Source organism: Endozoicomonas sp. SCSIO W0465 (assembly GCF_023716865.1).
GTDB lineage: Bacteria > Pseudomonadota > Gammaproteobacteria > Pseudomonadales > Endozoicomonadaceae > Endozoicomonas.
In genome coordinates, this window is record NZ_CP092417.1 from 7100222 (window position 1) to 7114190 (window position 13969).

Annotated in this window: 15 protein-coding genes and 1 pseudogene; 6 read left to right on the forward strand and 10 right to left on the reverse strand. The window is 48.1% G+C overall.

The genetic code is table 11. The annotated features are described in order from the left end of the window. Positions 1–356: 356 nt before the first annotated feature. On the reverse strand, positions 357–2699 hold the full coding sequence (locus MJO57_RS32090) for a Tex family protein (RefSeq protein WP_252021717.1): 2343 nt from the start codon (positions 2697–2699) through the stop codon (positions 357–359). Between the two features lie 739 nt (positions 2700–3438). Here MJO57_RS32090 and MJO57_RS32095 point away from each other — a divergent pair. Together MJO57_RS32095 and MJO57_RS32100 are read left to right on the forward strand one after the other, a co-directional pair. After that, entirely contained in the window at positions 3439–4956 is a 1518-nt protein-coding gene (locus tag MJO57_RS32095; RefSeq protein ID WP_252017502.1) for an IS1182 family transposase, read from the forward strand. Between the two features lie 541 nt (positions 4957–5497). Further along, positions 5498–5821 carry a hypothetical protein gene (locus MJO57_RS32100; RefSeq protein ID WP_252021719.1) on the forward strand — a complete coding sequence of 108 codons (324 nt, stop codon included), beginning with the start codon at positions 5498–5500 and terminating at the stop codon, positions 5819–5821. 62 nt (positions 5822–5883) lie between these two features. Here MJO57_RS32100 and MJO57_RS32105 read toward each other — a convergent pair whose 3' ends face one another. The 4 genes from MJO57_RS32105 to MJO57_RS32120 form a co-directional block, all read right to left on the reverse strand. After that, entirely contained in the window at positions 5884–6426 is a 543-nt protein-coding gene (locus tag MJO57_RS32105; protein WP_252021721.1) for a hypothetical protein, read from the reverse strand. Between the two features lie 94 nt (positions 6427–6520). Beyond that, a complete protein-coding gene (locus MJO57_RS32110; RefSeq protein WP_252021723.1) occupies positions 6521–6706 on the reverse strand; it encodes a hypothetical protein in 186 nt (61 codons plus the stop codon). A gap of 178 nt (positions 6707–6884) precedes the next feature. Beyond that, positions 6885–7556, reverse strand: coding sequence for a hypothetical protein (locus MJO57_RS32115; protein ID WP_252021725.1), 672 nt, complete (start codon positions 7554–7556; stop codon positions 6885–6887). Next, on the reverse strand, positions 7553–7861 hold the full coding sequence (locus MJO57_RS32120) for a hypothetical protein (protein ID WP_252021727.1): 309 nt from the start codon (positions 7859–7861) through the stop codon (positions 7553–7555). Before MJO57_RS32120 ends, MJO57_RS32115 begins: the two co-directional genes overlap by 4 nt. Positions 7862–8049: 188 nt before the next feature. Between MJO57_RS32120 and MJO57_RS32125 the strand changes: the two genes are divergently transcribed. Then, positions 8050–8574, forward strand: a complete 525-nt coding sequence (locus MJO57_RS32125; protein WP_252021729.1) for a hypothetical protein — start codon at positions 8050–8052, stop codon at positions 8572–8574. 455 nt (positions 8575–9029) lie between these two features. Here MJO57_RS32125 and MJO57_RS32130 read toward each other — a convergent pair whose 3' ends face one another. Genes MJO57_RS32130 through MJO57_RS32140 form a run of 3 tightly spaced genes read right to left on the reverse strand, consistent with a single transcriptional unit; the run spans position 9030 to position 10008 of the window. After that, complete coding sequence (locus tag MJO57_RS32130; RefSeq protein WP_252021740.1) at positions 9030–9227, reverse strand: transposase; 198 nt, start codon at positions 9225–9227, stop codon at positions 9030–9032. Then, on the reverse strand, positions 9224–9439 hold the full coding sequence (locus tag MJO57_RS32135; RefSeq protein ID WP_252021742.1) for a hypothetical protein: 216 nt from the start codon (positions 9437–9439) through the stop codon (positions 9224–9226). Before MJO57_RS32135 ends, MJO57_RS32130 begins: the two co-directional genes overlap by 4 nt. Next, entirely contained in the window at positions 9436–10008 is a 573-nt protein-coding gene (locus MJO57_RS32140; RefSeq protein WP_252021744.1) for a hypothetical protein, read from the reverse strand. Before MJO57_RS32140 ends, MJO57_RS32135 begins: the two co-directional genes overlap by 4 nt. Before the next feature lie 91 nt (positions 10009–10099). On the opposite strand from MJO57_RS32140, the gene MJO57_RS32145 reads away from it, so the two are divergent. Further along, complete coding sequence (locus tag MJO57_RS32145; RefSeq protein WP_252021746.1) at positions 10100–10858, forward strand: IS4 family transposase; 759 nt, start codon at positions 10100–10102, stop codon at positions 10856–10858. Here the strand turns inward: MJO57_RS32145 and MJO57_RS32150 are convergent. Next, positions 10818–11858: an IS1595 family transposase gene (locus MJO57_RS32150; protein ID WP_252017335.1), complete on the reverse strand. Its 1041-nt coding sequence runs from the start codon at positions 11856–11858 to the stop codon at positions 10818–10820. The two genes, MJO57_RS32145 and MJO57_RS32150, sit on opposite strands and share 41 nt — an antisense overlap. Positions 11859–11937: 79 nt before the next feature. Here MJO57_RS32150 and MJO57_RS32155 point away from each other — a divergent pair, with 79 nt between their 5' ends. Next, the gene (locus tag MJO57_RS32155; RefSeq protein ID WP_252021748.1) at positions 11938–12645 is read left to right on the forward strand and encodes an IS4 family transposase; all 708 of its coding nucleotides are present in this window, start codon (positions 11938–11940) and stop codon (positions 12643–12645) included. Here the strand turns inward: MJO57_RS32155 and MJO57_RS32160 are convergent, their stop codons facing one another. Continuing rightward, positions 12646–13014 (reverse strand): hypothetical protein, encoded by a 369-nt coding sequence (locus MJO57_RS32160; protein WP_252021749.1) that lies wholly within the window; start codon positions 13012–13014, stop codon positions 12646–12648. Positions 13015–13248: 234 nt separating this feature from the next. On the opposite strand from MJO57_RS32160, the pseudogene MJO57_RS32165 reads away from it, so the two are divergent. Then, positions 13249–13842: pseudogene (locus tag MJO57_RS32165) on the forward strand (ISNCY family transposase); the annotation flags it as partial. Positions 13843–13969 lie beyond the last annotated feature (127 nt).

Genomic DNA, 13969 nt, shown 5'->3' on the forward strand with positions numbered 1-13969 from the left:
TCCAATAATAATTAGGTATAGGTCTAATATTCGTTCAAAGAGATGATTCTTATTGGCAACGCGGACACCCGTAACCACGACAACATGAACGAATCCCCAATAAGTACTCAGTTTCAAACCGAGCAAAAAACCTGAGTGAGCATGATAAAACAACAATCAGCTTAGCAGCTGATCACGTCCTGCGATCCCTATGATACCAGCCTGAATTTTCTAAATCCCCTAAAAAAGCCAGACAAAGACTTGCCTGGCTCTTTCGTTCTCAAGCAACCATCACCATCACCATCACCATCACCATCACCATCACCATCAACAAGGTCTTTGCTGACACTATCAAAAGCGATTTTTCGCTGAGGCTTTTACTTGCGAAGTTGTTTCGCATTGGCAAACAAGTCGGCAAAAGTGCCACCTGAGTCCTGCTTCTTGCCACGATTACCTGACTGACTGGCTTTCTGTGGCTTGCTATGACCGGCAGGTTTTTCAGTTCTGGCTTGCCGTGGTTGCTGGCGAGCTTCTGCTCGCTCTTCAGCCTTATCCGACATCCGCATGGAAAGCCCGACGCGTTTGCGTGCCACGTCCACTTCCATGACTTTGACCTTGACAATATCGCCGGCTTTGACAACTTCACGGGGATCTTTGACAAAGTTTTCCGATAAGGCAGAGATGTGCACCAATCCGTCCTGATGGACACCAACATCGACAAACGCACCAAAGTTGGTAACGTTGGTGACCACACCTTCCAACTCCATATTGAGTTTCAGATCGCGGATATCTTCAATCCCCTCCTTGAACTCTGCTGCTTTGAAGTCCGGGCGTGGGTCACGACCAGGTTTATCAAGCTCACTGATAATGTCAGTAACGGTTGGCAGACCAAAGGTTTCATCGGTAAAGTCTGCCGCATTCAGCCCCTTCAGGAAGGCAGAGTCCCCGATCAGAGCCCGCACATCCCGGCTGGACTGATTGGCAATCTTCTCAACCACAGGATACGCCTCAGGATGGACGGCGGAACTGTCCAGAGGGTTATCACCATTCATCACTCTCAGGAAGCCTGCGGCCTGCTCGAAAGTTTTAGCACCAAACCTGGCAACCTTCTGCAGATCCTGACGACTTCTGAATGCACCATTTTCATTGCGGTAGGCAACGATGTTGTCTGCCAGGGTGCGGTTAAGACCTGATACCCGTGCCAGCAGAGCACTGGAAGCTGTATTAAGATCAACACCGACCGCGTTTACACAGTCCTCAACCACTGCTTCCAGAGAGCGAGACAGATTGATCTGGCTGACATCGTGCTGATACTGACCAACACCAATGGACTTTGGCTCAATCTTGACCAGTTCTGCCAGAGGGTCCTGCAAACGTCGGGCGATGGATACTGCCCCACGGATAGAAACATCCAGATCCGGAAACTCCCGGGCGGCCAGCTCGGATGCCGAGTACACAGATGCTCCCGCTTCGCTGACAACAATTTTTGTCAGGCCGAGTTTTGGGTAACTGCGCATCAATTCGGCAGCCAGTCGATCGGTTTCACGGGATGCCGTTCCGTTACCGATACTGACCAGCTCAACCTGATGGGTCAGGCAGAGGGTAGCCAAAGTACCAAGTGCTTCCTTCCACTTTTTCTGGGGAGCATGTGGATAGATGGTCGTATGCTCCACCAGCTTGCCTGTGCCATCAACCACAGCAACCTTCACCCCGGTTCTCAAACCCGGATCCAGACCAAGTGTTGGCCTGAGGCCTGCTGGCGCAGCCAGCAACAAATCTTTCAGGTTTTTAGCAAAGACCTTGATGGCTTCCTCTTCAGAGTTTTCGCGAATGCGGGTCATCAGCTCGGTTTCCAATTGAGAAAGCAGCTTAACCCGCCAGGTCCAGCGAACGACATCTTTCAACCAGTCATCTGCCGCCCGACCTTTCTGCTCAACCTTCCAGAAATCAGCAACCAGCTTCTCACAGGGATGGGTTTCACGACGGTCTTCCGGCTCATTGGCAAGGCGGATATTAGCCTGCAATACCCCTTCATTTCGTCCACGGAAGATGGCCAGCGCCCGATGGGAAGGAACACTTTTCAGTGGCTCATCATGCTCAAAGTAATCGCGGAACTTGGCGCCTTCCTCTTCTTTGCCTTCAACGCCACGACTGCTCAGGATACCGTCATTCCAGAGCAGCTCACGCAGCTGACCCAGTAGCTCAGCATCCTCGCTAAAACGTTCCATCAGGATATAACGGGCACCTTCCAGAGCAGCCTTGGTATCCTCTACGCCCTTATCGGCATCCACAAAAGCGGCGGCTTCAACGTCAGGATCTTTTTCTGGCATAGTGAAGAGCGTGTCTGCCAGAGGCTCCAGACCCGCCTCACGGGCAATCTGGGCCTTGGTGCGGCGCTTGGGCTTATAGGGAAGGTAGAGGTCTTCCAGGCGGGTTTTGGTATCGGCAGAGCGGATATCTTTTTCCAGTTCAGGCGTCAGTTTATCCTGCTCCGAAATGCTCTTCAGAATGGCTTCACGGCGATCTTCCAGCTCTCGCAGGTAACGGAGACGTTCTTCCAACGTTCTCAGCTGAGTATCGTCCAGACCTCCGGTGACCTCTTTTCGATAACGGGCAATGAAAGGAACCGTGGATCCATCATCAAGCAGCTGAACAGCACTGGTGACCTGCTCGGGCCTGGCACCCAACTCTTCAGCTATTCGCTGGGAGATACTCTGCATAAAACACACTCATCAAGGGAATCAAAACAATAGGACAGTTTCCAGACAATGTTCAGAAACAGCACCGCTTCTGCATCCAGTCGGCATTTATGTCTATCCTGACCTGCAAACTCAAGCCATAAAGACACACTAATGACCAGAGAAAACCGGGAATTATAACGAAATTATATTTCGATAGTCAGCACTGCTTTAACTTGCTGTAAAACCGATGTTTTTTTAAGTCTTTTTCTGATTTACAAAAATATTACAACACTTTTTTACAACAATTCACGTCGCTCAACTTCTTAAAGCGAAAGAACAGCATTATCTGCGGTCATATATTAACACGCTTTCAGGCTTATTTACTCAACGGCAAACGCCCCTCAAGCAACACCCACAACCAATAGAATCGGGATTGTTCACCAGCTTACTTTTCTGCCTAGTAGTACTCACTGGCTATCACTTCAGGACTGAAGATTTCATTCTTGATGGACGAATTGCCAGCCAGTGACTTGGAGTGGGTATGTCACCGCATCGCTTTACCATGATCTTGATGGCCGTGACACGATCTTTCATCCTGACACCATTCTCATCATTAGCAGGTAGCGATGGTTTTTATTGGCTCTGATTATCCAGCCAAGGCCTGGGTGTTATTTCAGGTCAAACGGTGTAGTTTGCCTTTAGGCTAGGAGGCTGTCCGAGAATAGCCTGATTAAGTATAATCAGGCATCTTCTGCCCACTTTGTTGTTGCCGAAACGGATGTCATCAATCAAATTCAAAGATAACCCTGCTGATTTTGACCAGCACCTGATGTTCCCATCGAACATCTTCGACCTGCTGCCACCAGATCATGATTGCTTCGTTTTTGAAGATATCTTCAAGCATATCGACACCTCTGAAGTGGAAAAGCAGTATCACCATCTTGGCCAGAATGCCTACCACCCACGACTGATTATATCGATCCTGATCTATGCCTATAGCCATGGTGTGTTCAGCTCCAGGGAGATTGAACGGCGCTGCAATCAGGACTTGGCTTTCATGTATATCGCCAAACAGCACTGCCCAAATTTCCGGGTGCTCAGTGACTTTCGTAAAAACCAGGCCACCTTTTTTAAAAGCAGTTTCAAACAGAGCGTGCTGCTCGCCCGGGAACTACAGATGGCCTCGCTGGGCCACATCGCTCTTGATGGTTCCAAATTCAAAGCCGACTCATCAAAGCATAAGGCCATGAGCTACGCACGACTTAAGGCCAAAGAAGCTGAATTAATGGCTGAAGTTGAGGCCCTGATTAAAAAAGCCGAAACCAGTGACAGTGAAGAGGACGATGCTTATCAGCAGGAGACTGGCTACAGCATTCCTGAAGACTTGCAATTCAAGCAGGAACGGTTAGAGAAAATCCAGGAGGCCAAAAAAGCGCTTGAAGAACGGGAACAGGCCCTGAATCCCGATAAGCCGATAGACGACAAAAAGCAAATCAGCTTTGCTGATCATGATGCCAGGATCATGGGTAAAAAAGGCAGTGGCTATCAGTACAGTTATAACGCCCAGATCAGCGTCGACAGCGATAATGGTATCATTGTTGGCCAGCACATCAGCCAGCATGCCAATGACAAGCAGGAAGTAAAGCCTGCACTTGAAGCCATTGCAGAAGCAACAGATAACGCGTCCATTGGCAAAATGAGTGAGGATAATGGCTATTACTCAGGGCCCAACCTGCAAGCGTTTGATGATGCGAACATTGACGCTTACATGGCTACGGATCGACAGGAGAAGCCTGCAACAGAGGGACTGGAAGACTCTGACAGAAAGTTTGTCAAAGCGGATTTTATTTACCATGAAGCAGACGACAGCTTTACCTGCCCTGCCGGTGAGAAGCTGATTTATAACACGGCTAGCAAAGCAAAACACAAAAGCTACCGCGTCAGTAAAGATATCTGCCGGGATTGCCCGTTACGTAAAAGGTGCAGTGGTGACAACAAAGACCCGGGGAAAGTGATTCGCACAGACCGCCACGAAGCCATACGCCAGGCGATGAACCGCAAAATGGAAACCAAAGAGGCCAAAGCGGTTTATGAGCGTCGCAAGGTGATTGCGGAACCGCCTTTTGGCCAAATCAAGAACTCAGGATTCAGAGGGTTCAGTGTCCGGGGTAAGGAAAAAGTGGCTGGAGAATTTTCACTGGTCTGCAGTGCTTATAATTTCAAAAAAATTGTCAAATCGGTTTCAACGGGATCAATCCGTCTTGAAGAAGCAAAAAGGCTTAAAATGGCAGCATAAAGGCAAGCAAAAGGGTAAAAAACGCAATTTTTACCCCAAAACAGGCTAAATTTAGGTCAATATTTGATCAGCCAAGAAAATGCTGAAGCTTTCGTTTTTTCAATAGCTAGTTCTCGGACAGCCTCCTAGGTCAGCAATTTCTCTGCTACGAATCTCTGGATTTATTTCTCTTCATTTTATCTTCCCTGATTCAAAAGCCTGTAACGCAGGCCAGTCGGCCAGATCACCGGGTCATTTTATGGCCATATCCGGCAACCCAACATCGACCTATCCATCTCATAGGCATGGATCATCAGACATTCCCAAGGAACCGCTCCCGGCTCTGACTGCGGTTGTTATTAGCCCCACTTTTCCGCTTGGGTCATCGATCGAGGTTTTACCTTATCACGGTGCACGGGCTTTATCTCCGTGTTTTTCCCCGCCCGGCCAACGGGTCACAACGGCTGAGCACGCCAGGGGCAGTCACTGGATCGATGGGCTGAAACCACAGGGTGTATAATACGCTACCATACTGTCCACTCACGGCGATAAGCTCACCAATATGCACTCGATCCCTGAACGTGACTGGAAAGTCGTCAAACAACTGCACCCGGTTCTATTGCAGCGTTACTGCCAGCAGGTTTTTCAAGAGGTTCATGCACTAACCGAAGAAGATGACTGTGACTACCATGATGCCTATCAACCACTTTATGACCTGGTGCATAACCGGAATAAGGCAATGAGGGATCTTTTCGATGGCCTGACCCGAAGCAAGGCCACCCTGATGGTACTGGCGTGGAAAAATAACAAGCTGATGACTGATGAAGAGTTCGAGCGATTCAGTGAAGCGACTCAGGCCCTGGTGAACCATATCCACCCGCTGTAAAAGCACTGCAAAAAGCAGCCGGAAATAATGACGGCTACCGCTAAAGCCCGCTCCCCGGGCGCTTATGCCTCGAGCGTTCCGGCCTCCATAGCCATCATCCTGGCTGCCTGTATAGCCAGAAAATCTTTTTGCCTCATCGGCGTGCTGACTATACGCAGATTCATGACATTGTCTTGTGTAAACTCCAGGCGAAAGTCCATGATAAACCGACGGTCTTCGGCAAACTTCGTGCGCCGTTGCTCAATGATGCCCGAGAGCTTGTTGGCGAGGATCCCATCTGGGTCATCAAAACACTCGTCCAGTTTTCGCTCGATCAAAAAGTCCCATAAGAAATCCTCCCACTCATCATCACAGGTGCCTATGTTCCAGCAACAACAGACCAGTTCGTGAATATCATCAACACCGTCCTGATCCCAGCTGGAATTGTAAAGGGGATCGGCAAAATCGGAAATATGATCCGAAATTTTGGAAAGGCCGAGGTTTTCCGAAGTATCGACAACGCCATTATTCTGTATATTATCGATCGCGCGGCTGGATACCCTGTTCAGTTTTTTGTACAATTTTTTCCGCTGACGTTCCTGCTCACGGCGCTGCTTGCGCGTCATTGATGTCAATGTAAATGCCCTCTGCGGTATTCTCGGCCAGACTCCCAGGTACTTGCCGGATGATCAGTCGTGGTGGGCGTGAATCAGGCCAGATTCACTGACTTTCATAAACAGCGCCCTGTGCTCTTTGGCCAACACCTTCAACCTGCGTTTTTTTGTGCGGTTTAACCCGTGCAACCGCTAAAGCAATGTCAGCCAGTCCGGCGACACGAAGGTTCGTCGAGAGCTTCAGTTTATGCAGACGCGCTATATTCTTCCCGGAAATGTTTGACTGACTCATAAAACCAACGATTTCATTTTCCTGGTCGATTGCACATCGCTCTTCTTCGGGTTTCCGCGAGCACGCTTTGCAGATATGGTGCTTATGCCCTTTGCCAGAAAACTGCTCATTTGGCTTGCTACAGGCACACACCCTGCAGAAGTGTCCCATTAGTTAGAACCTCTTAAGTTAGAACCTCTTAATCTGTTTTTTCCATCAATGGTTGCAATAACCCACGAGACTCGTTGAGTAATAATCTTCGCTCAGCAACGTCTTTCGTGGTTAACAACTCATGGGAAATTTCGAGGTACCGTTTTCTGATACGGCGAAACTCCAGTGAGCCATACGCCTCAGCCATCCACTCCCGCTCGTCATCCGTGATGGCGTGACTGACCGCTTCTGGCAAGTCATCAATATAATCCAGATTCTGGAAGTTGGATGCATGCCAGATATCGTATTCCTGGTCCAGGGGCTGGCCCATGACGTAAGGAATCAGATAAAGGTTATCCAGCATCAGCTTCGCCAGCCTGTAGCGCGCTTCCACTGGCTTGTTCATTCTCAGCAAGGAAAGAGACCAGCACAGTTGCTGGATCGGTTCGCCCGCATCATCAGGGAATTCTTCCTGGTACCAGGTAAAATAGCTCTCAGACTTCTTCAAATCGTTCAGGAGAAAATACAGGCTGAACAGCACGTACCACTTACCGCTGCCATCATTGATAAAGTGATGCGTTTTTTTCTCTTTATTGAGTGCCGTTCGATAGCTGGAAATTCTCGCTTTCAGCTTTTTTTCAGTTTCCGGAAAGATAAACATATAAACTTTCAGACGGTGATTCACAAGGAGCGCTGGTAGCTGACCGCTACTGGAGATCACTCAGGCATCATTTCCTGTTCATAAATGCTGTCAAAGGTTTCCAGCCCCTCATCAATAGCGGGATCATCCTCATCGCCACTGGCTATCCAGGCCTGCATATACAGCTCGCGGGCGTACTCATACAGTGCCTGCTGAACTTGCCGCTGACTCAACGGGTCTGCCATTGTAGAAACGACACCATTAATCACCGTTTTCAGCATGGGAATGTACTGGGCATCATCTTCACACTCGTTCTCATTGCGGTGATGCAATCCAAGGATAACGGCTTTGCCAATGGTCGTGGCGGTTTCGGTCTGGATAGACATAGGGTTTCTCTTTAATAATTGTCTGCTTGTACAGCGGTCCGATCAAATCGAGGGAATTGATAAACCCAAAGGATCTCAAGTTGCTACGCAGCGATATAAGAGCGAAGCCCCGGGACCTTAGATTAACTAAGTAGTGCCTGTCAGAAAACCCTTCAGCCCTTGAAATGAAAGCCCTGTAGCCAAATATATTGCACGAAGATTATTCCAAACAGGCTACTCTAACGGTTTTTATGCGTCAGACCATCAACCTACAAATGCAGTTGGGAGAAGTTGATATCTCCGCCCTTTCATTCAATTGCAAATCCCGAGATGACATTCCCCGACTGCTCCGGAGCCTACAGCATATCTGGGTAACACCTGATCTGAGGGCAAGAGTATTTCAGGCACTTGAAGGGATGATTCCTGCCGATCGCAACAATGGTCGTCCCGGCATGGAGCTCTGGAAAATCCTGGTCTTCGGCTCTCTGCGCCTTGTAACGAATTGTGACTATGACCGCCTTCAGGAACTGGCCAACGAACACGGTACTTTACGAAAGATGCTCGGCCATGGACCATACTGTACACACGCTTATCATATACAGACATTGCAGGATAATATCAGCCTGTTCACGCCTGAGATACTGGATGAGATAAACCAGATCGTGGTGGAAGCCGGTCACCAGCTGGTTAAAAAAAAGATGAACCGCTACACGGCCGTGCCGATTCGTTTGTAGTTAAAACGGATGTTCATTTTCCTACTGATATCAGTTTGTTAAGCGACGCCTGTCGAAAGGTGATTGAGTTTGCATCAGCACTGGCAGACCAATATCAGCTTCCTGGATGGCGGCAACGGGAGTTCCTGAAAAAACAGCATCGAAAACTCTATCACACAGCACGTAACCTGAAGCATTCAAACTCAGAGTGTGAGTCTAAACAGCAACTTCGTCAGCATGATATTGAGATCGCACATCTTGAGTACATTAGCTAGTTCTCGTCCAAAAACGCATCAGGCAATCATAATTAGATTGTACGTGCGTTTTGATATTTCCTGAAATTCCAGAGAGCCGCAAAAACTCTTCCCTTTTTTTCTCTAATCTGGGACGGATATTGGAGAAAAACGCGAAAAGCAGGCAGAAAACATCCTCCCACCATGCTGGAAAGGTACTTTCATGTAGCGTGGAGGTGGCTATCAGGATGGTGCCGGGTGTCTGGCCAGAATCACCAGGTTGTAACAGACCACCGATAACCAGCAATGAGAATCAAAACGCTCAGAACCCTTGCAGTGGCAACGTGATAGCCCAAAACATCTCTTTAGCCACGAAATTCCCGCTTCAATACCTGCCCGGAAGCGAAAGAGCGTTTTATACACATACTGACTTTTAGTCATCTCTTCGACTTCAAGTCCGCGCTTCTATTAAAAGCTACATCGCTGATTCCCATGGCCTTGGCTTTTTCCAAATTAGCGCGACACGCGTATCCGCCGTCACCGCTTGTCTGGCGAGGTACACGACCATAAATTTCTTTTTGTCTTTCCATCATCGGAATGAATTGGTCCGAATCCGCTGGGTTACCTTCCTCAATAACCAGGTCCAGGATCAATCGACTTTTCCCTGAACCAGGTTCAGTTTATGGCCATACTGTACTTGCCGCCTGTCTTTTACGATGATATCCGTATGGGGTTCATACAGGCTAACCACTTTTTCCTGGGCTGGCACCTTTTCACCCTTAAAGACCCTGCGCTCTGTCTGGGAGACTATTGCATCCACCAGGGGTAACAGGTGATCCACATCGGCCTGCCACTTGTCGGCATCATCAGCCAGGAGACACTGCCCCTGCTGACGGGCGTTTGCTAGCGTGACAGTAGCTTCGATAAGTACCTTCCGGGATTTTCGGGTCAACTGCAGCAGTTTTTTATAATGCTGATGCCGCTCTTCTTTGCCAGCGTAGATGCATTTTCTGGCCGCATCTTTTACGGCTCGGTTGTGATGGGTATATTCATAAAGCGGTGTCGCTGTCAGTGTTTGTCCCCGTTCCAGCAGCCGACAAATTTTTTTAACGGAACTGGCTAAAAGATCACTGTCGCAAGGAGGTTTGATATCCGATTCGGTGACTGTGCTGTCAATAGCCACAGTGCGCCCTTTTTCAATACCCTGATCTTTAGCGGTCATTAGCTGACAGTTATTAATCCGTTCCCATGCAGCTGTCTCTTGATCACAAATAGCTACCTTGTTCTATCATTTCTCACTGATAAAACAGGTCATGCTTCCACTTTCTCCTAAACCATGGTCAGAACTAACTTTTGGATGTGCTGATTTGGGCGATACTCGACGTACAAAACGACTTGTCAAAGTTGCTGCCGAGCTTTCAGCTCATACCGGTAATTCTTTGTCATCTTCATGCGAAGGTTATACCGCACTGGTAACTGGAGCTTACCGGCTGATTGAGAATGAGGCCGTAAAGCCTGAAGCAATAGCTGAGGCAGGCTTTCAGGCAACTGCCAAAATAGCGAGACAGTCTCGCCTACTTCTGGCTCTCGAAGATACAACAACCCTGGGTTATAAACATGCTGTCAGATCCGAGCTTGGTGATCTTGGAGGTCCTGAAGGCTCTAAAACCAGAGGATTCCACGTCCACTCTGTCTTCTTGGTTGATGCGGATACAGAGCGAAGCATTGGGCTTATTGATCAAGAACGATGGGTTAGAGAGGACGTTCAGCGGGGGAAAAAGAACCAACGTCGTCAGCTACCTTACGAGGGAAAGGAAAGCTTTAAGTGGCAAAGAGCCTCTGAAAACACAGAACAAAGGATGGGGGGTAAAATGCCTGACATCATCAGTGTTTGCGACCGGGAGGCGGATATATACGAATATATGCACTACAAACTGGATAACCGACAGCGGTTTGTTGTAAGAGCTACACAAAACAGAATCCTGGTGGATGGCGAACTCTTATTATTTGATTCCTTAGCTCAGGCTGAGGCTAAGTTACCGTTAATGGTTGGAAGCACCAATGTTCAGTAATTCTGCTGATCAACCGGCCAACAGTTAATTTTTTTGCTGCCGTCAGTTCTCGCCTCCAGGCCAGATAATGGGGAAGGTAACGAGTTGCAACCCCTTGGAATACGCCGCCAATCCAGCGTTTTAAATGACTGTGATAAGAATTTACAGTCTGGATGTGGTAGATGCCTTCAACAACATGTTGACCTGCTGATGTCACCAGCTCCTTGAAGACAAATCCAAGCTTGTCAGCAAGTTTTTCGTGAGCGAGGTGTGCATCCGCACAGACCGTGGCCTGTATCGATATGCGGCCATTTAAATGCCTGCACAATTCATTAGCACTTTCGTTTTCTAATACACCGTCAACGGTATTTCGATTACGGTCCCGAGCCACCATTACCGGGACTTTTCGGGCTTTGTTGGGATCATTACCCCGCTTTCGGGTTGGCCGTGGAAGGCCTTCTCTTTGCCCTTTGAAGGATTCACGGAAAAATGTTTCATCAAGCTCAGTAATGCCACAAAGCTCTTCTGCTTGATCATTATTAATCACTTCAAGAAAGCGGTGACGCCAGCGGAACGCAGTTTTCAAGTCAATGGCATTCTCAGCAGCAGCTGGTCGCAAGACCATAGAGTGAGTCATACCTGCGAGGTACTTGTTCCATTTTTCAGGGTGCCTGAGCCTTGCCAAAGGCGTTCCACTAAAGGCGTTAAACGTTGAGTCGCAAGTCTTGCAGTGGTAGCGCTGTCGGCCATTTCGTATGCCCCAGCGACCAACGCTATGGCTTTTGCATTTGGGGCACCTGGGGTTTTCGGCAAATTGGGCAAGTATGCTCTTTTCTACGTCAGGTGTTGCATTATCGTTATTGGGTATAGATTCACTGTAAACAGGTTCAGAGTCAGTGGTTTCTACTACCTCGGTAACCTCTATTTGAGTACTAAGGAGCGAGTTGTTAAGAATGTCTCGCTGTTCACTGGTTAATGTTGAAATGGAATCAATAAAATTCTGGAAGAGTTCAGATTGCATATCACTCCCCTACAACGTAGATTTTATGGGAGTTTAGCTGATTCAACCATTAACGGTAACTTAGCCTCAGGCTGAAGTGTTGGGGAAATATACGATAGTGGTTCCTCAAAAAGGAGGTAGAAAGAAGCGAAAGGCAACGCTGCAGGTCAAAAGAAAGAAGATGACAATACAGGCGCCGCAAAGGCCAGGCGGCAGGCCGGAACCGGTAACTATGAATATTGTGTCGGCTGAAGAGATTGGCAATGACTCCGAAGACCGTTTGCACTGGGTACTATTGACAACTGAAGATATTGAAACATTCGAAGACTGTCGCTCTATCATTCGATTTTACGAGCTCCGATGGCGAATAGAAGAGTTCCATAAGGCTTGGAAATCGGGAGCAGGAGTAGAAAGGCTTCGTCTGCAATCTCCGGATAACATTGAACGACTTGCGGTCATATTAATGTTTGTCGCTGTCAGACTAATGCAAATCCGTGAAGCATTAATGTTACCGAATGACAGGCAGCACAAAGACAGAAAGCTTTGGAGTGAAAAAACACTCGCGAATGAGGTGGTCAGTGATGATGAATGGCAGGTTCTCTGGCTAACCTATGAAAAAAAAGCGTTGCCCGATAAGCCGCCAACAGTCACTTGGCTGCTTCAAACGATTGCTCGGCTTGGTGGTTGGGGTGATTCAAAGCATACAGGGCAGCCCGGCTGGTTAGTGGTATGGGAAGGCTGGGCGAAATTGCAGGATCGGGTAAAAACCTGGCAGATAGCCCGGCAGTTCAGCGCTGGAGAGATGTGATCAAGAGTCAGCCCATGCAGATGCAGTAAGAAGGCTGATGAGCCCATGCAAACTGGAGCGACTGGGGCGCTGGTTTGGTTCGAGGCGACAAAAGTCTCGAAAGAGCATGGAGTCCATCAAAACAAACGACAAGTAGTCATAATCACAATTCAAATACTGTTTCAGGAGTGCCGCACGAAGAACGGATTCTGCTGATAGTCCGTTCCGCCCAGTGTTCTGTTTATCACCAGAACTTAAGTCCTCATAAATCCAGTCATTGAACTGTGGATGGGCGTCAAGCCATTGCGAGATACCGGAAAGCTGGGAGCAGATTTCATGAGGTACGTAATGGAGTTCCATACTACACTGCGGGTTGCGTTTTTTGCGCATTTGGAGTCCTCTGTTTTTGGCAATCCCTTATGTTTCTTGCTCTTGGGAAGTTTAGTCGCCAGATAGCAGTAGGGCTCCACTTAATTTTTCAGGATAAAATCTACAGTTTTCAATTGGTTGTGTTTTTGGACGAGAACTAGCTATAGCCTGAACCTTCTGAGTAAGGCAGAGCACACCTTTGCTCTTGTGAAGAAAAACCACCCCGATGCTCCCAAACTGGAGAACCTTAAATACCATATAGCTCATAGTCACCACCAGATCGACCTGATCTATCGACGGGTGATTGAGCACCAACAAATCCCTCATCATGAAAAAGTGTTCTCAATCTTTGAACCTCACACTGAGTGGATTAGTAAAGGCAAAGCCGGAACTCCGGTGGAACTGGGTCTACGGGTATGCGTACTACAAGACCAGTTCGGTTTTACCCTGCACCACCTGGTGATGCAAAAGCAGACGGATGATCAAGTGACAGTAGCCATAGCTGAAGGCGCAAAGCAGCGATTCCCTATGTTGAGCCAAGTCAGCTATGACAAAGGCTTCTGGAGCCCGGATAACCTGGCTAAATTGGAGCTCTTCCTGGATAAACCGATTTTACCGAAAAAAGGTAAGCTCTCAGCAGATGATAAAAAGCGTGAATCCCATCCTGAATTTGAGAAGGCACGAAGAAGACATTCTGCAGTAGAGTCAGACATAAACGCACTTGAGTCGACCGGACTGGATAAGTGTCCTGACAAAGGCATTGACTCGTTCAAGCGGTATGTTTCTCTGGCCGTTCTCGCTACTAACCTGAAGCGGTTGGGGAAAATCCTGCTGGATAGAGAGCGATAGATTCCTCTCAATAAGGATTAACCAAACCTGAAGAATAATTGTGGCTGCGCAAGGGATTTGCACATCTGAAAAATGCTGTGTTTGAACATTTTTTAAGCAAAAAACAGAGAGAAGGCTATTCTTGCCC